This is a genomic window from Novosphingobium naphthalenivorans NBRC 102051 (genome assembly GCF_001590985.1).
GTDB classification, from domain to species: domain Bacteria; phylum Pseudomonadota; class Alphaproteobacteria; order Sphingomonadales; family Sphingomonadaceae; genus Novosphingobium; species Novosphingobium naphthalenivorans.
Window position 1 is genome coordinate 17,439 of record NZ_BCTX01000058.1, and the last position, 16,689, is coordinate 34,127.

The window sequence follows — 16,689 nt, forward strand, 5'->3', positions numbered from 1 at the left end:
CCGTGGCCCGGCCTTCCGACTTCGCGGTGTCCGACGATCCGCGCGTCCAGGCCCAGCTCGACCGGCTGGGAACGCTGTCCGTGCCGCAGGGGCGCATCGGGCTCGACACGATCCGCCTGCTGCTGGATCGGCTGGACAACCCGCAGCGCCGCCTGCCGCCCGTCTTCCATGTCGCCGGGACCAATGGCAAGGGCTCGACCTGCGCCTTCCTGCGCGCCGCGCTGGAGGCAGCGGGCAAGACGGTCCACGTCTTCACCAGCCCGCATCTGGTGCGCTTCAACGAGCGCATTCGCGTCGCCGGAAAGCTGATCGAGGATGCCATGCTGGCGGCCCTGCTGGCCGAAGTTCTCGACGCGGCCGAAGCCGCCGGGATCGGTGCCAGCTTCTTCGAAATCGCCACCGCCGCCGCTTTCCTCGCCTTCTCGCGCGTGCCGGCCGATGCCTGCGTAATCGAAGTCGGCCTCGGCGGCCGCTTCGATGCGACCAATGTGATCGAGACTCCCACGGTCTGCGGCATTGCCTCGCTCGGCATCGATCACGAAGCGTTCCTGCTGGCCGCCGAAGACGGCGTTCCGGCCGATCCGCTGGCCCGCATCGCCTTCGAAAAGTCCGGTATCGTCAAACGCGGCGCCCCGATGGTGACGCTCGACTACACGCCCGCCATGAACCGGACGATTGCCGAGCGCGCAAGCCTGACAGGCGCGCGGCATGTCATGCGGACGCGCGACTGGTCGGTCGAACCCACCCCCGAAGGCTTCATCTACCGCGACGGCAAGGGCACGCTCACTCTGCCTGCGCCCGCCATGCCCGGTGCCCATCAGATCACCAATGCAGGCCTCGCGATCGCCATGCTGCGGCATCAGAGCGCGGTTGCCGTGCCCGATACGGCGCTGGCGCAGGCCATGCACCGCGCCCGCTGGCCCGCGCGCCTGCAGCGCCTGGGCGAAGGCCCTCTCACCGCCCTGCTCCCGCCCGGCACCGCGTGCTGGCTCGACGGCGGGCACAATCCGGATGCCGGACAGGCTCTCGCCCGCCACTTCGACCGGACCGGTGCGCGAATCCATCTCGTCATCGGCATGTTGGCCAACAAGGATCCAGCCGCCCTGCTCGAACCGCTGCGCCAGCGGCTCGCCAGCGTGACCGTCGTGCCGGTGCCGGGCCATGCCTGCCACGAACCTTCGGCCTTCGCCGAAATCCCGTCGATCCCTCGCCCTGCCACTGCCGGCGATGTCGTGGAAGCCCTTCAGGCACTGACCATCGATCCGGCCAGCGGAGATATCGTGCTGATTGCAGGTTCGCTCTATCTGGCCGGCGTGGTCCTGCGCGAAAACGGCGAGATTCCGAACTAGGGTCTGTGGGGATTCAGGTCAGGCGGAGCCGAGAATGGTGGCTTTCGAGAACCGGCGCGCAGCGTACTTTCTGTACGTGAGCACCGGAAGCGCAGAAAGCTGCCGTTCGCAGGCCCGCATGGCCTGAATCCCCACAGACCCTAGCCGAACACATCCGGTTCGGGCTGCGGCTCCTCTTCTCCCGCACTGCCCATCGCCTGATCGACCAGTCCGGTGTGACTCATCCACCAGAACAGCAGGATCCCGGGCAGCGCGGCCGCTGTAGTCAGCAGATAGAAGTTCACATAGCCCATCGCCTCGATCAGCGCGCCTGCCGTAGTGCCGGTCAGGAAGCGGCCGACGATGCTCGCGCCTGCGGAAATCAGAGCATACTGGGCGGCAGTAAAGCGCAAATCGCACAGGGCGGAGAAATAGGCGATAACGACGACACCGCCATAGCCGCTGGCGATGTTCTCAAAAGCGATGGCTCCGGCCATGCCCCAATTGCTGTGTCCGGCGGCAGCCAGCGCGGCGAAGCTGAGGTTCGAAACGCCCATCAGGATCAGCGAGAGCATGACCGAGTGCTTGAGCCCCATGCGCGCATAGGCAACGCCGCCGATGAACACGCCGATCAGGTAGGCCCAGAACCCGAGGCCGACGTCATAAAGCGCGATTTCGTCGTTGGTGAAGCCAAGGTCATCGAACAGCAGGCGGAACGTCAGGTTCGCCAGCGTGTCGCCGATCTTGTGCACAAGGATGAAGGCCAGCACCAGAATGGCACCGTTGCGCCGGAAGAACTCGGCGAAAGGCCCGGCGATCGACGTCCAGACTTCCGCCAGTCCGCGCTTTTCGACCACCACCTTGCGCCGTTCGGGCTCGCCCATGAAGAGCGCAGTCAGCATCGCGGGCAGCGCGAAGGACGCGCAAACGATATAGGCGGCCGACCAGCCGAACCGGGCCGCCACCACCAGCGCCAGCGCGCCAGCACCCGCCGAACCGATGCGCCAGCCGTACTGGCTCATCCCTGACCCGACGCCGAGCTGGTACGGCTTCAAGGTCTCGATGCGGTAGGCATCGATCACGATGTCGAAGCTGGCGCCGGCGGCGCCCACCAGTATCGCGGCAACGGCCGTGGCGCCGATATCCGCAGCCGGATCGACCAGCGCGAGATTGACGACAGCCGCGATCACGAAAGCGCCGCACACCAGCATCCACGACACGCGCTGCCCCAGCCGGTGGAGCACCGGCAAGTGCACGCCATCGATGATCCAGGCCCAGAACATCTTGAGGTTGTAGACAAGGAAGGCCAGCGTGAAGGCGGTGACCGTCTTCTTGTCGATCCCGTCCTGCGCCAGACGCGTGGTCAGCGTCGCGCCGATCATGGCATAAGGAAAGCCCGAGGACAGGCCGAGCAGGAACGCCACCAGCGATTCCTTTTCGACATAAGGCTTGATCGAAGCCCAGACGCTACGACGCTCGGGTGCAGTTTGGGCGTCCACGCCTTGCTCTCCAGAAAATTGCAGCGTCAACTTAGCGGGCAGCGTGACTATGGGAAGACTGGATGAACGCGCGATCAACAGGTATGGCGCGGCGAATGTCCAGACCACCTCAAAAAACCGGCGGCCCGAAGCGCGGCGGCGATTCTCGCAATGGTTTCCGTAGCGGCGCCCCCTCTCGCGGTCCGCGCGGTGCCAAGCCATTCGGCCGCAATCCGGCCAAAGCCGCTCCCACACCCAAGGACCCCACTCTCCCCGCCCGCGAAGGCGAACGGATCGCCAAGCTGCTAGCCCGCGCCGGGATCGCCAGCCGCCGCGAGGCCGAGCGGATGATTGCCGAGGGCCGCGTCAAGCTGGGCGAGGACGTGATCGATACGCCCTCCACCGTGCTGACCAGCCTCAGGGGCGTTACGGTTGATGGAGTCCCGGTGAAGGAAGCCGAGGCCACGCGCCTGTTCGTGTTTCACAAGCCCGCCGGGCTCATCACTGCCGAGCGCGATCCCGCCGGGCGGCCGACGATCTACACCGCGCTGCGCAACGCGCTGCCGCCGGGAACCGGGCGGGTGATGCCGGTCGGCCGCCTCGACTTCAACACCGAGGGCCTGTTGCTGCTCACCAACGACGGCGAATTCAAGCGCCAGCTCGAACTGCCCGCGACCGGCGTGCCGCGCACCTACCGCGCCCGCGCCTTCGGAGCCGTCACCCAGGCCCAGCTTGAAGGCTTGATCGAGGGGATCGAGATCGACGGCATCCGCTACGGCAAGATCGACGCCAACATGGAGCGCAGCAGCGGCCGCAACCGCTGGATCGAAATGACCCTGACCGAAGGCAAGAACCGCGAAGTCCGCCGCGTGCTCGAACATTTGGGGCTCGAAGTCAGCCGGCTGATCCGCATCGCCTATGGCCCGTTCCAGTTGCTGGACCTGCCCAAAGGCGCGGCGATCGAAATCGATTCGAAAACGCTCGAAAAGTTCCGCAAGACCCTGCCGGGCGATAAGGCATGAAAGGCGGGGCCATGAAGGGCGGCCTCAGGATCGTCGCAGGCGAATGGCGCGGCCGCAAGCTCGCCACGCCCGAAGGCGATGCCACCCGCCCCACGGCCGATCGCACCCGGGAAACGCTGTTTTCGATGCTGAACAGCCGGCTTGGCTCGTTCGACGGGTTAAAAGTCGCCGATCTCTTTGCCGGATCGGGTGCGCTCGGGCTGGAAGCGCTTTCGCGCGGGGCTGCGCATTGCCTGTTCGTCGATCAGGATGCCGCCGCGATCCGCGCGATCCGACGCAATATCGCCGCGCTTCAGGCGCAATCGCGCAGTGACGTGCGCGCGTGTTCCGTCCTGTCGCTGGGGCCGGCAAAGGAGCCGCTGGATCTCGTCCTGCTCGATCCGCCTTATGAGACCGGCGCAGGCGCCGTGGCGATCGACAAGCTGGCCCGGCTCGGCTGGATCGGTGAGACGACCTGGATCAGCCTGGAAACGGCAAAGACCGAAAGCGTCGCGATTCGGGGTTTCGAAACCGAAACCATGCGCGATGTCGGCAAGGCGCGGCTGCACATCCTGCGCCGTTCCGGCTGAGATAGCCCATCCGAAAAAGGCGCCGGCCAGTCCGGCGCCCTTTCGATGTTCTGCCGGAAACGGCCGCTTACGAAGCCTTCATCTCACTCGCGGGCTTGCCCGGCCAATAGGCGATCGCCCGGTTGCCCCATTTGAGGCCTGCCGCGCGCGGATTGATGCACTCGTCCTGTATCTGCGCATGACACACGGGATAGTCCTGGCCATCGACGCGCACTTCGGCGGCGCGTCCCTGCGCATCTCTGGACACGATCTGCGACGGCTCGGCCGAAGCGACACTGGCCACGCCCAGCGCGATGGCCACGGCAGCGATAGAAAGCGGTTTGATCATCATCGGTCTGTCTCCCGATCAGCTTTCCCCTGTCGCTCCGTTCAATGCCGCAAAGCCCAGCGGGTTCCGGCGAAGCGGCCGATAATACAAATTGCGACACTCCCGCCGGACGAAAAGGCGAGGAAAGCAGACATCGCCCGCCTTGCGCCGGACGGTTTCGTTCCCTAGTTGTTCGCCGGTGAACGACCTGCAAGCTCCCTCTCAAGACCCGCTGATCGACGGCCTCAACGAGCCCCAGCGCGAAGCCGTGCTGACCACCGAAGGACCGGTGCTGATGCTGGCGGGCGCAGGCACGGGCAAGACCGCCGCGCTCACCCGCCGTCTGGCGAACCTGATCCGCAACCGCCTCGCCTGGCCGAGCGAGATCCTCTGCGTCACTTTCACCAACAAGGCCGCGCGCGAGATGCGCGAGCGTGTCGGGCAGCTGATCGGACCGGCGGTGGAAGGCATGCCCTGGCTCGGCACGTTCCACGCGATTGCCGCCAAGATGCTGCGCCGCCATGCCGAACTGGTGGGCCTGCAATCCAATTACACGATCATCGATACCGACGATCAGCTGCGCCTGCTCAAGCAGCTGATCGTGGCCGAGGGGATCGACGAGAAGCGCTTCCCCGCCCGCCAGCTCGCTGGCTGCATCGACCGCTGGAAGAACCGCGGCCTCAATCCGCAAGACCTCGATGCGGGCGAGAACGAAGCCTATGCCAATGGCAAGGGCCGCCATTTCTACCAGATCTATCAGGACCGGCTCAAAGCCCTCAACGCCTGCGATTTCGGCGATCTGCTGCTGCACATGCTGAACATCCTGCGCACCAATCGCGATGTGCTGGAACAGTACCAGCAGCGCTTCAAATACGTGATGGTGGACGAATATCAGGACACCAACCAGGTCCAGTACCTGTGGCTGCGGCTGATCGCGCAGGAGCGGAAGAACATCTGCGTGGTGGGCGACGACGACCAGTCCATCTATTCATGGCGCGGTGCAGAAGTTGCCAATATCCTGCGCTTTGAAAAGGATTTTCCGGGCGCAAAAGTGATCCGCCTAGAGCAGAACTATCGCTCCACCCCGCAGATCCTTGCCGCCGCCTCAGGCCTCATCAACGAGAACAGCCAGCGCCTCGGCAAGACGCTGTGGACCGAGCGCCACCCCGGCGACAAGGTGCGCGTGATCGGCGTCTGGGACGGCCCCGAGGAAGCCCGCCGCGTGGGCGACGAGATCGAGCGGCTGGAGCGCGAAGGCGCCCGGCTCGACCAGATCGCCATCCTCGTGCGCGCGCAGTACCAGACCCGCGAATTCGAAGACCGGTTCATAAGTATTGGCCTCAAGTATCGGATTATCGGCGGTTTCCGTTTCTACGAACGCGCCGAAATCCGCGATGCGCTCGCCTATCTGCGCGTTATTGCCCAGCCCGCCGACGATCTCGCGTTCGAGCGCATCTACAACGCGCCCAAGCGCGGCCTTGGCGCCAAGGCGCTGGAGAAACTGCATCAGGTCGCGCGCAGGCGGGGCATCCCGCTTGCCGCCGCCGCGATCGAGATTGCTGATACCGACGAACTGCCCGCGCGCGCGCGCAATACGTTCCTTGCGCTGATGCGTGACTTCTCCCGCTGGCGCGATCTGGAAAAGACCGAGAACCCGGCCGACCTCCTGCGCACCGTCATGGACGAAAGCGGCTATACCGATGCCCTGCAGGCGGAAAAAACGCCGGAAGCCGCTGGCCGTCTGGAAAACCTTGTCGAACTGGCCCGCGCCATGGAGGAATACGACAGCCTCGGCGACTTCCTCGAACACGTCAGCCTCGTGATGGACAACGACGCCTCCACCGATGAGGAGAAGGTCACGATCATGACCATGCACGGCGCCAAGGGGCTGGAGTTCGATCACGTCTTCCTGCCGGGCTGGGAGGAAGGCGTATTCCCCTCGCAGCGCTCGCTCGACGAAGGCGGGCTGGCCAGCCTGGAAGAAGAGCGCCGCCTCGCTTACGTCGCGATCACCCGTGCCCGGCGCAAGTGCACGATCCTCCATGCCGCCAACCGGCGCATCTACGGTCAGTGGACCAGCTCGATCCCGTCGCGCTTCGTAGCCGAATTGCCTTCCGATCATGTCGAGAGTGAAACTACGCTCTCGGGCGGGGCCTCGCTGTGGCGCGCGCAGTGGTCGGAACATTCCGATCCCTTCGCCGATGTCGCCCGCGCCCAGCCCGCCCGCACCGCCTCACGCGGCCCCGGCTGGCAGCGGGCCGCACGGCAGGAATACGATCCCAAACCGCGCAAGATCGCCGAAAGCACGCGCAGCGCCGCCAGCTTCGCCGCCAAGCCGCGCACCGACATCGCCATCGGCGCGCGCGTGTTTCATGAGAAGTTCGGCTACGGCACCGTCGCTGCGCAGGAAGGGAACAAGCTGGAAATCGATTTCGAGCAGTCCGGCCGCAAGCGCGTGATTGACAGCTTCGTCAAAACGGCAGACTGACGCCCGCAACGGGCCGCGCTCACTGCGAGGTAGCCCGGTATTCCATTCGCATCCCAATTTCCCGTCATCCCCGCGCAGGCGGGGATCCCGCTTCTTGCGATGCGACGTCAGGAAAAGAGCAGCAGGGCCCCAGCCTGCGCGGGGGCGACAGATAAGTGGACTTAGCGCTCACCCAACCTGCGGAAGCACGCAAACATGCGCCTCCCTGTTACCGCTCAGGCCAGCGCGGAAACGCTCAGGAATTCCGGCACCGGGCCGTTCCAGCCATCGTCCTCGGGCTCCGGCTCGGCGCGGCGCGGGCGGCGCTCCTTGCGAGGCTCCTCGGACCGGGCTTCGCGGCGCGGGGCACGCTCTTCGCGCGGCTCCTCGGAACGAGGCGCACGGCGCGGAGCACGCTCTTCGCGCTTCTTCTCGCGCGGTTCGCGCTTGGGCTTCTCCTCGCGCGGCGCTTCGGCTTCTTCGAGGACAAGCTCGAACACGGGGATCTTGCCGCCGGTCAGCTTCTCGACGTTCTCGATCGCCTCGGCATCTTCGGGCGCCACGAAGGTGAAAGCCCGTCCGGTCGCCCCGCCGCGGCCAGTGCGGCCGATGCGGTGGACATAGTCGTCCGGGTGCCAGGGCGTATCGAAATTGAAGACGTGGCTCACGCCCTTGACGTCAAGACCGCGCGCAGCAACGTCGGAAGCGCACAGGATATTGACTTCACCCGCCTTGAAGCGCTCCAGCTCAGCCAGACGCGCGGGCTGGTCCATGTCGCCATGGATCTCGCCAGCCGCAAACCCGTGACGCTTCAGGCTCTTGGCGAGTTCGCGCACGGTGGTCTTGCGGTTGCAAAAAACAATCGCGGTGGAAACATTGTCGGTCCGCAGCAACTGACGCAGGACTTCGCGCTTCTTGCGCGCGTTCACCGCGACCTTGTGCTGGACGATATTGATGTTGGTCGTGGCGGGACGGGCGACCTCGATATATTTGGGATTCGAGAGGAACCGGTCGGCCAGCTTCTTGATGACCGGCGGCATCGTCGCCGAGAACAGCAGGGTCTGGCGGTTGACCGGCAGCTTCGAGCAGATCGTCTCGATGTCGGGGATGAACCCCATGTCGAGCATCCGGTCCGCCTCGTCGATCACCAGCAATTCGCAGCCGGTGAGCAGGATCTTGCCGCGCTCGAACAAGTCCATCAGGCGGCCGGGCGTGGCGATCAGCACGTCCACACCTTCGGACAGCGCCTTGACCTGATCGCCCATCTGCACGCCGCCGATCAGCAGCGCCATCTTGAGATCGTGGTTCTTGCCGTACTTCTCGAAATTCTCGGCCACCTGAGCGGCCAGTTCGCGGGTCGGTTCCAGAATCAGCGAGCGCGGCATCAGCGCGCGGCGGCGGCCGTGCGCGAGGATGTCGATCATCGGCAGCACGAAGCTGGCGGTCTTGCCGGTGCCGGTCTGCGCAATCCCGATCAGATCCTTCATCATCAGGACCGGCGGAATGGCCTGCGCCTGGATCGGAGTCGGTTCGGTATAGCCCGCGGCTTCCACCGCTTGCAGCAATTCGTCAGACAGGCCGAGATCGGCAAAGCTCATAGGCTGTGTGTTTTCCGGAAAGATCGAGAGTGGACGCACCTTACAGGTTAGGAACGGGAATTGACATCCTGTCCGCGACCCAAGGGCACGATTGCGGGCGCCCTATGCGCCAAGGGGCATCAAAGTCAAGAAATTCCGGCTTGACCGCCGCATTTGCGCGGCCGCACTGCTCAATGCCCGTCCGGAACCAGCTGACGGATACGCGTCAATTTGCAGTTCATTCCGCTGCGTGACAGCAGCGTGTCACGGTCGACGCAGAGCTGGCCGTCAGATGAGCGCGCAAGATAGAACCCGGAATAGAAATCCCGTGCCCTGCACGAACGCTCCAGATCGGCCGCCACCAGACGCCGGTCGCGCATGTAGAGCAGCAGGCGGCTTCCCTTGCCGGGTTTGACGCCGGCAATCCCGGCAATCGAGAGGCAGTTGCCGATCTTGCGCTCGCTGAAATGCACATCGAAATCATCATCGGGCATGCCGACGAACATGTCCGGCGGCATCGGCGGTGCGCCCCGGGGGCTAATGCGGATTTCCATGCGCTGCTCGATGCGTACCTGCCGTGCAGGCTGCGGCTCGACATCCTGCAGCATCCGGACAGCGACGGGCCACTGCGGTGCAAAGTCCGGCGCGCCTTCCGGCGAGACATAGCTCAGCGCAGGGGCCTCAACCTGCTGCACGGGCCGCGATGCATCATCCGCCGCGCCCACGCCGCTCTCGACTGCACCGGTTGCCGGAAGCAACAAGGCAATCGGATAGAGCAGAACGGTAACGAGATTCATGCTTGAGCGGGTCCCCGGAACACGGCCATGCCGTTCCTGCCGCCATAGCGCAAGACCTTGAACCGTCGCTTAACTCGGCGCGAATTTGCGTCGTGACAGGATGAAATGCGCGTCCGGCTGTGCCATAGCACCGCCATGACCATGCCTGTAGATTTTCTGGAAGACGCCGCCGAGGTCCTCGGACCGCGCGGCCTCACACGCGAGGCCGACCTCGTCGAACCCTGGCTCACCGACTGGCGCGGGCGGTTCACCGGCCGGGCCTGCGCCATGGCCTCTCCCGCCAGCACCGAGGAGCTTGCCCGGATCGTCCGGCTTTGCGCCGCGCATGACGTGCCGATCGTCCCCCAGGGCGGCAACAGCGGCATGTCCGGAGGTGCCACGCCGGACGAATCGGGCCGCGCCCTGCTGCTGTCCCTGCGGCGGATGAATGCGATCCGGGAGATCGATGTCGAGGCTCGCCGCGTCACTTGCGAAGCCGGCGTGGTGCTGCAAACGCTGCACGAAGCCGCCGAAGACAAAGGGCTGCGCTTTCCGCTCACGCTGGGCGGCAAGGGATCGGCCACGGTCGGCGGCCTGATCTCGACCAATGCCGGCGGGTGCCAGGTTCTGCGCCATGGATCGATGCGCGCGCTGGTGCTGGGGCTGGAAGCGGTCCTGGCCGACGGGCAGGTCTTCTCGATGCTGACGCCGCTCAAGAAGGACAACCGGGGCTTCGACCTCAAGCAGCTCCTGATCGGGTCCGAAGGCACGATGGGCATTGTCACTGCCGCCACGCTCAAGCTGCTGCCGGCCGTGGCCGAGCGCGTGGTGATCTGGGCCGGCCTGCCCTCGATCGGCGCGGCCCGCACACTCCTGCTCCATTGCGAGGACAGCATGGGCGATGCGCTCGAAGGCTTCGAGGTCATGCCGCAGGCCTGCCTCGATGCCGTGCTCGATCACTTGCCTTCCGCCCGTGCTCCGCTGACAGGCGCCCATGCCTGGCACGCCCTGATCGAAGTCGTCGCCGACCGCGCCTCCGCGGCCACCTTGCGCGACCGCTGCGAAGCGATGATGGCCGACGCCTTTGGCAAGGACCTTCTCGAAGACGCGGCGATGTCCGTCAGCGAAGCCCAGGCGGAAGCCTTCTGGCTGCTGCGCGAATCGGTCGCTCCAGCCGAACGCGCGCGCGGTCCGGCCGTCCAGCACGACATCTCCGTCCCGGTGGAAAAGATGCCCGCCTTCGTCGAGACCACCGCGCCGATGATCGAAGCGGCATGGCCCGGTACCGAAGCCGTCGCCTTCGGCCATCTGGGCGACGGCAATGTGCACTACCACGTCATCGCGCCCGACGTTGCAGACGGGCTGGCCTGGCAGAAGAGCGAAGGCAAGGCGATCAGCCGGTACGTGCACGATCTCGTCACAGAATGGGGCGGCTCGATTTCGGCGGAACACGGCATCGGCCAGCTCAAGCGCGACGAACTTGCCCGGCTCGGCGATCCGGTGGCCCTGTCGATGCTGCGCGCGGTCAAGCAAGCGCTCGATCCGCAGGGCCTGCTCAACCCCGGAAAGCTGATCTGACCGCGCACGCTTGACCCTGGCTCGCGCAATCCCCGGCTGGCTCAGGCCTGTGCTTGCGTGTGCCAGACCCAGCCTCTAAAGCGACGCCACGATATTATATGTCTCATTGTTTCCGGAGATAACGCGATGGCCACCGCGCCGCAAAATCCTGCCCTGCCCCTGTTCTACAAGGATCTCACCCCGCTCAATTCGCAGCAGCATGCGAACTGGAAGACCCGGGCCACCGACAAGGCCACCTGGCTCGTCGGCGTCAACTCGATCCCGCTGACGGTCGAGGAGTTCCCGCAGGCGCAGCGCAATTTCCCGATCATCTTCACGACCGGCGAAAACCCGATTCCGCTGGCGCTGATGGGCATGAACGAAGGCGTCAATGTCTTCGTGGAAGAAGACGGCACGCTGAACACGCCGGTCTATATTCCGGCTTATGCCCGCCGCTACCCCTACATGCTCGCCAAGCTGCGCCCCGACAGCGAAGAGCTTTCGCTCTGCGTCGATCCGACCAGCGACCTGATCGGCGAGTTCGAGGACGGCCAGCCCCTGTTCGATGGCGCCGAGCCGACCGAAGCCACGAAGAACATGCTCAAGTTCTGCGAGAACTTCGAGATCGCCGGCACCAAGACCGGCAATTTCATGAACGAGCTCAAGAAGCACAACCTGCTGATGGACGGTGAGCTCAACATCGACACCGGCGACGGCAAGCCGTTCAACTATCGCGGCTTCCAGATGATCGACGAGACCAAGCTGCGCGAAGTGCGCGGGGACGTGCTGCGCCAGTGGAATCAGAACGGCCTGCTGCCGCTGATCTACGCGCACTTGTTCTCGCTGGAACTGGTCCGCGACATTTTCGGCCGCCAAATGGCGCAGGGCAAGATGCCGCAGCCGGCCATGACCGTCTGATTTATAAGGACGTTTCAGATACCAGGGCGGAAGTTATTGCAGAATTGTCACACTTCCGCCCAATCTGACAAACCCCAAAAAGCAGTGCTGGACAAATAGCACTCATTTTGCATCGATAAATCACTTGAATGTCGCCTCAGGCATGCGTATGCTGGCATGACCTGATCGGCGCTACCCTCATGGCCCGGTTGGGTTTGGTGCACATCGTGCACCTCCTCCCTGAACCTTGGCCACCTCGCGCATTGCGCGGGGTGGTTTTTTATCAGGCTCTCGAAGCCAAGCCCGTTGCCATGCCTGTTCGCGCGGATCACTCCGCCGCCAGTGGCCAACCCTTCCCGCCCTGCTCCTGCCCCAGTTCCGACACGACATCGGCAAGCCTGCGCACCAGAGCGCTGAGATCCTCGATCACGGCCGCCATGCCCACCCCCGGCTCGACAAGCCCGGAATCGAGATAGCAACTGCGGTCGATCTCGATCTGAAGCGCATGGATGCCGCCGCGCGGGTCGGCATGACGTTCCAGCACATAGCCGCCGGCGTAAGGCCGGTTATGCGCGGCCTCGCGGCGCAAGGCCGCCATCTGGGAAAAGGCCGCCGCGATCAACCGGCCATGGCAGCTTGCCCCGAAGCGATCGCCGATCACCACTTCGGTCGGCGCCGCGCCCGCCCGGACGGGAAGCGGCGGCATCGAATGCAGATCGATCAGCAGCGCGGCGCCCCACCTGTCCCGCAGATTCGTCAGCGCCCCCTCCAATGTCGCGTGGTAGGGCGCGTGAATTCCCTCAATCCTGCGGGCCAGTTCCGCACTTTCCATCCGCCGGCGCCACAGCTCGCCCACCCCGGTCAAGCGCCGGGGGATGAGGCCGAGACCACTGCGAACGCGGCGGCTGGGAGAAGTTCCGCCCCCCTTAGGACGATCGGCCTGGGCAAACATGTCCCAGTCGACATCGTCCGGCGCCCGGTTGAGGTCGATCATCGCGCGCGGGGCATTCGCCATCAGGAGGCTGGCGCCGGTCTCGCGCGCGATGCCTTGCGCGAGCCTGTCGACATAGCGGTCCTCCAGCCGTAGCGCGACCGATTCGGAATGGCGCATATCGCGCAAAAGCGCGCTCGGATAAGCCCGGCCACCGTGCGGCACTGCGATCAGCACCGGTATCGCCGAAGGCTCGCTGCCACGCAGGACAAAGGCGGGAATTCCTGGAGCCCCCGGGATCCATCCCCGCCCGCCTTGCGAATCGTTCTCGACCGGACTGTCAGCCATGCCTGGAAGCTGGCGCTTTCATCTTGCCGAGTCAAAGCGTCCCGTTCCCGGTCAGTCTGGAATTCGGGCAAGAATGTTAACCGGCAAAGCGCTATGCAGGGGCAACAGCACAGCCCCAGTCGCAATGAACAATCTGGAATTCAGACCATGATCCGCATCCTCCTCGCCGAAGACGACCAAGCCATGCGCACCTACCTGGCGCGGGCGCTTGAGAATGCCGGCTACGACGTGGTCGCCGTCGACCGCGGCTCGGAGGCCCTGCCCTATCTCGAAACCGAGGAATTCGACCTGCTGCTGTCGGACATCGTCATGCCCGAGATGGACGGCATCGAACTGGCCCAGCGCTGCGCCGAGGTCTCGCCGATGACCAAGGTCATGTTCATTACCGGCTTCGCCGCCGTCACGCTGCGCGCCAGCCGCGAGGCGCCCCACGCCAAGGTCCTGTCCAAGCCCTTCCACCTGCGCGATATCGTGATGGAAGTGCAGCGCGTTTTCGGCCTCAGCGCGCACGCCCAGCTCTGATGCAAAATTTCCTGCCCAAAGCGCTTGCATCGTCAAAAGGGCGACGCTAAAGGGCCAGTCCTCCGAGCGGGACAGCCTTCACAGGATGGCCGCTTTGGGGCTCGAACGGAATGGGCGTATAGCTCAGTGGTAGAGCACTATGTTGACATCGTAGGGGTCGCAAGTTCAATCCTTGCTACGCCCACCATTCCTTGAAAACCCGCCGTGAAAACGGCGGGTTTTCTGCTTTCCGGCACGCCTTCCATCCAGATTCCCGCACAAGGCCCGCCCGCCTTGCCGCATGAGGACCGGTGTGATGCCGGAGCTGGCGCGTCCCCCTATGCTCGACCGGCCAGAGCCCCGAATCACGCAAGCCCGCTTTCGGAAGCCACCGCCGCCGGGCGCGGCGGCAAGCAGCACTTTGCCTGCCCGCCCCTCCCCGCTTGCAATTTATGTCAGGCTGGTGTCGCAAAACACCGCCTTTAATGCCGATTACCTGCCTTGCCAGCAGCATCCCGCGTGCCTAAGAGACCCCCAAATTCTCATCCCCAGGGGAGCTATCGCGAATGGCAAAGATCAAGGTTGTAAACCCCATCGTCGAGATGGACGGCGATGAAATGACGCGGATCATCTGGCAGTGGATCCGTGAGCGTCTGATTCTCCCCTACCTCGACATCGACCTCAAGTACTACGACCTCTCGGTCACCAAGCGCGACGAGACCGAAGACCAGATCACGATCGACGCCGCCAACGCCACCAAGCAGTATGGCGTCGCCGTCAAGTGCGCCACCATCACGCCGGACGAAGCCCGCGTCGAGGAATTCAGCCTCAAGAAGATGTGGAAGTCGCCCAACGGCACGATCCGCAACATCCTGGGCGGCGTCGTCTTCCGCGAGCCGATCGTGATCAGCAACGTCCCCCGCCTGGTTCCGGGCTGGACCGACCCGATCGTCGTCGGCCGTCACGCTTTCGGCGACCAGTACAAGGCCACCGACACCCTGATCCCCGGCGCCGGCAAGCTGCGCCTGGTGTTCGACGGCGAGAACGGCGAGAAGATCGACCTCGACGTGTTCGACTTCCCGGGCGCGGGCGTCGCCATGGCGATGTACAACCTCGACGAATCGATCCGCGACTTCGCCCGCGCCTCGATGAACTACGCGCTCAACCTCAAGTGGCCGCTGTTCCTCTCCACCAAGAACACGATCCTCAAGGCCTATGACGGCCGCTTCAAGGATCTGTTCCAGGAAGTCTACGACAGCGAAGGCTTCGCCGAGAAGTTCAAGGCCGCCGGCATCCACTACGAACACCGCCTGATCGACGACATGGTCGCCAGCGCGCTCAAGTGGTCGGGCAAGTTCGTCTGGGCCTGCAAGAACTACGACGGCGACGTCCAGTCGGACACCGTTGCGCAGGGCTTCGGCTCGCTGGGCCTGATGACCTCAGTCCTGCTCTCGCCCGACGGTAAGACCGTCGAGGCCGAAGCCGCCCACGGCACCGTCACCCGCCACTACCGCCAGCACCAGCAGGGCAAGGCGACCTCGACCAACCCGATCGCCTCGATCTTCGCCTGGACGCGTGGCCTCGCCTATCGCGGCAAGTTCGACGAGACCCCGGAAGTCGTGAAGTTCGCCGAAACCCTTGAGCGCGTCTGCATCGAGACCGTCGAGGAAGGCAAGATGACCAAGGACCTCGCGCTGCTGATCGGCCCGGACCAGAGCTGGATGACCACCGAGCAGTTCTTCGAGGCGATCGTCGAGAACCTCGAAAAGGAAATGGCGGCCCAGGGTCTCGGCTGATCAGCCACCCTGCCTGCCAAGGCTTTCGAAGGCCCCCTTCCGGCAACGGGAGGGGGCTTTTTCGTGGCCGGGCGGCGGGGCCTGCCGCGCAAGGTGACACATCAGGTTGACACGCTTGACACGGTCCAGAGGAAAAACCTGCCACCTTGGGCCGGATGTGTCACCTTAGGGGCCGGATGTGTCACTTTGCGGCGCGAAAGTGTCACCTTGTGAGGAAACAGGTGTCACCTTGCGCTGCCGCAGTCCCAAAAAGTGTCACCTTGCGCAGCAAGCAACCTGCCCGCGCCGCCACGGTGAAATCCCGTCCGGAAGGAATATCGACGATTCAAAGAGCCACGACCGGCAGACCGCGCGCAGTATGACAGGCACGGACCGTGTAGGAAAATGGAAGAATGGAAGGAGAATACGAGGGCCATCGCCCTCGCGCTCCCCATAATCGGCTGCATTGGGTGAGCGTCAGGCGTTTGCGGGAACGGGCCGATTGCGGAATGGCAGTTGTTGGAATTTTCCGCAGAGAAGCGGACTTTCCGGACACGCCGGCATCCCAGACATTCTGACAGGGATGCAGCCTTCTCAAAAGCTGTCGCTCATTCATGAGGCCCCGGCACGGGGTTGACGGTATTTCCAATTGCAGCATGCGTGCCGGCTGGCACGTAACTCCCTATGAGCCCGATCTCGTCTAGCTCAAATCCTAGAATGTTCACGCTGCCTTGGTTGCCATCGTGCCGGTTGAAAATCGGCCGCAGCTCTACGCCGCTCGGCGTGGACACTGCGATTTGCTGATGACCACCGACCGTCACAACCTCGTCATCTTCAATCACGGCTTGTAGCACATCCCACGGCTTTAATGGTGCCGATCCCTCCACCGCTTCCATGATGCGCCCCGATACCCGCGCGCAATCGTCGCCGAGCGTAAAAAACCGCACATTATCGAACGGCACCTCTTTCACTTCACATTGTGCTTGGGCATCGGCATCGATCGAGACATCGAATACGAAAGCTTGCGATGGCGAGGAGGGTTGCGACCTGCCAAATATCACTGCCTCGAAGCAATGAATATCGCTACGTAACCATTGCCTCCGCTCATCAACTACGAGCTTTGCGCATCGCGCATAAAGGTTGGCCACCACTTCGG

The 16,689-nt window shown here is 64.3% G+C and carries 14 protein-coding genes and 1 tRNA gene; 9 read left to right on the forward strand and 6 right to left on the reverse strand.

From position 1 onward, the window contains the following. Nucleotides 1–2: 2 nt before the first annotated feature. Nucleotides 3–1,349 carry a bifunctional folylpolyglutamate synthase/dihydrofolate synthase gene (locus tag NN5_RS17360; protein ID WP_067736173.1) on the forward strand — a complete coding sequence of 449 codons (1,347 nt, stop codon included), beginning with the start codon at nucleotides 3–5 and terminating at the stop codon, nucleotides 1,347–1,349. Nucleotides 1,350–1,489: 140 nt separating this feature from the next. Here the strand turns inward: NN5_RS17360 and NN5_RS17365 are convergent, their stop codons facing one another. After that, complete coding sequence (locus NN5_RS17365; protein WP_067736176.1) at nucleotides 1,490–2,827, reverse strand: AmpG family muropeptide MFS transporter; 1,338 nt, start codon at nucleotides 2,825–2,827, stop codon at nucleotides 1,490–1,492. A gap of 95 nt (nucleotides 2,828–2,922) precedes the next feature. Here NN5_RS17365 and NN5_RS17370 point away from each other — a divergent pair, with 95 nt between their 5' ends. Continuing rightward, complete coding sequence (locus NN5_RS17370) at nucleotides 2,923–3,828, forward strand: pseudouridine synthase (protein ID WP_067736179.1); 906 nt, start codon at nucleotides 2,923–2,925, stop codon at nucleotides 3,826–3,828. 11 nt (nucleotides 3,829–3,839) lie between these two features. Beyond that, complete coding sequence (gene rsmD / locus NN5_RS17375; protein ID WP_067736181.1) at nucleotides 3,840–4,397, forward strand: 16S rRNA (guanine(966)-N(2))-methyltransferase RsmD; 558 nt, start codon at nucleotides 3,840–3,842, stop codon at nucleotides 4,395–4,397. Between the two features lie 67 nt (nucleotides 4,398–4,464). On the opposite strand, the gene NN5_RS17380 is transcribed toward rsmD, so the two are convergent. Continuing rightward, a complete protein-coding gene (locus NN5_RS17380; RefSeq protein ID WP_067736183.1) occupies nucleotides 4,465–4,728 on the reverse strand; it encodes a hypothetical protein in 264 nt (87 codons plus the stop codon). Nucleotides 4,729–4,903: 175 nt separating this feature from the next. Here NN5_RS17380 and NN5_RS17385 point away from each other — a divergent pair, with 175 nt between their 5' ends. Continuing rightward, entirely contained in the window at nucleotides 4,904–7,192 is a 2,289-nt protein-coding gene (locus NN5_RS17385) for an ATP-dependent helicase (RefSeq protein WP_067736186.1), read from the forward strand. Between the two features lie 215 nt (nucleotides 7,193–7,407). Here NN5_RS17385 and NN5_RS17390 read toward each other — a convergent pair whose 3' ends face one another. Both NN5_RS17390 and NN5_RS17395 read right to left on the reverse strand, forming a co-directional pair. After that, complete coding sequence (locus NN5_RS17390) at nucleotides 7,408–8,769, reverse strand: DEAD/DEAH box helicase (protein ID WP_067736188.1); 1,362 nt, start codon at nucleotides 8,767–8,769, stop codon at nucleotides 7,408–7,410. Between the two features lie 170 nt (nucleotides 8,770–8,939). Beyond that, nucleotides 8,940–9,545: a hypothetical protein gene (locus tag NN5_RS17395; RefSeq protein ID WP_067736190.1), complete on the reverse strand. Its 606-nt coding sequence runs from the start codon at nucleotides 9,543–9,545 to the stop codon at nucleotides 8,940–8,942. A 135-nt stretch (nucleotides 9,546–9,680) separates the two neighbouring features. Here NN5_RS17395 and NN5_RS17400 point away from each other — a divergent pair, with 135 nt between their 5' ends. Together NN5_RS17400 and NN5_RS17405 are read left to right on the forward strand one after the other, a co-directional pair. Next, complete coding sequence (locus NN5_RS17400; protein WP_067736192.1) at nucleotides 9,681–11,102, forward strand: FAD-binding oxidoreductase; 1,422 nt, start codon at nucleotides 9,681–9,683, stop codon at nucleotides 11,100–11,102. 126 nt (nucleotides 11,103–11,228) lie between these two features. Further along, nucleotides 11,229–11,999, forward strand: coding sequence for a SapC family protein (locus NN5_RS17405; RefSeq protein WP_067736194.1), 771 nt, complete (start codon nucleotides 11,229–11,231; stop codon nucleotides 11,997–11,999). 307 nt (nucleotides 12,000–12,306) lie between these two features. Here NN5_RS17405 and NN5_RS17410 read toward each other — a convergent pair whose 3' ends face one another. Then, complete coding sequence (locus NN5_RS17410; protein ID WP_067736196.1) at nucleotides 12,307–13,257, reverse strand: N-formylglutamate amidohydrolase; 951 nt, start codon at nucleotides 13,255–13,257, stop codon at nucleotides 12,307–12,309. A 147-nt stretch (nucleotides 13,258–13,404) separates the two neighbouring features. Here NN5_RS17410 and cpdR point away from each other — a divergent pair, with 147 nt between their 5' ends. The 3 genes from cpdR (at nucleotide 13,405) to NN5_RS17425 (ending at nucleotide 15,554) form a co-directional block, all read left to right on the forward strand. Continuing rightward, nucleotides 13,405–13,779: a cell cycle two-component system response regulator CpdR gene (gene cpdR, locus NN5_RS17415; RefSeq protein WP_067736198.1), complete on the forward strand. Its 375-nt coding sequence runs from the start codon at nucleotides 13,405–13,407 to the stop codon at nucleotides 13,777–13,779. A gap of 112 nt (nucleotides 13,780–13,891) precedes the next feature. Then, a tRNA-Val gene (locus tag NN5_RS17420) sits at nucleotides 13,892–13,966 on the forward strand. A gap of 358 nt (nucleotides 13,967–14,324) precedes the next feature. Beyond that, nucleotides 14,325–15,554 (forward strand): NADP-dependent isocitrate dehydrogenase, encoded by a 1,230-nt coding sequence (locus tag NN5_RS17425; RefSeq protein ID WP_067736200.1) that lies wholly within the window; start codon nucleotides 14,325–14,327, stop codon nucleotides 15,552–15,554. Between the two features lie 587 nt (nucleotides 15,555–16,141). Here the strand turns inward: NN5_RS17425 and NN5_RS26375 are convergent. After that, the coding region (locus tag NN5_RS26375) for a hypothetical protein (protein ID WP_169801010.1) at nucleotides 16,142–16,689 on the reverse strand (548 nt) is incomplete at its 5' end.

Coding starts and splice junctions, on each gene's coding strand:
- NN5_RS17395 (WP_067736190.1), bottom strand. CDS start 9,545: ATGAATCTCGTTACCGTTCTGCTCTATCCGATTGCCTTGTTGCTTCCG.
- NN5_RS17400 (WP_067736192.1), top strand. CDS start 9,681: ATGACCATGCCTGTAGATTTTCTGGAAGACGCCGCCGAGGTCCTCGGA.
- cpdR (WP_067736198.1), top strand. CDS start 13,405: ATGATCCGCATCCTCCTCGCCGAAGACGACCAAGCCATGCGCACCTAC.
- NN5_RS17380 (WP_067736183.1), bottom strand. CDS start 4,728: ATGATGATCAAACCGCTTTCTATCGCTGCCGTGGCCATCGCGCTGGGC.
- NN5_RS17425 (WP_067736200.1), top strand. CDS start 14,325: ATGGCAAAGATCAAGGTTGTAAACCCCATCGTCGAGATGGACGGCGAT.
- NN5_RS17370 (WP_067736179.1), top strand. CDS start 2,923: ATGTCCAGACCACCTCAAAAAACCGGCGGCCCGAAGCGCGGCGGCGAT.
- NN5_RS17390 (WP_067736188.1), bottom strand. CDS start 8,769: ATGAGCTTTGCCGATCTCGGCCTGTCTGACGAATTGCTGCAAGCGGTG.
- NN5_RS17405 (WP_067736194.1), top strand. CDS start 11,229: ATGGCCACCGCGCCGCAAAATCCTGCCCTGCCCCTGTTCTACAAGGAT.
- NN5_RS17410 (WP_067736196.1), bottom strand. CDS start 13,257: ATGGCTGACAGTCCGGTCGAGAACGATTCGCAAGGCGGGCGGGGATGG.
- rsmD (WP_067736181.1), top strand. CDS start 3,840: ATGAAGGGCGGCCTCAGGATCGTCGCAGGCGAATGGCGCGGCCGCAAG.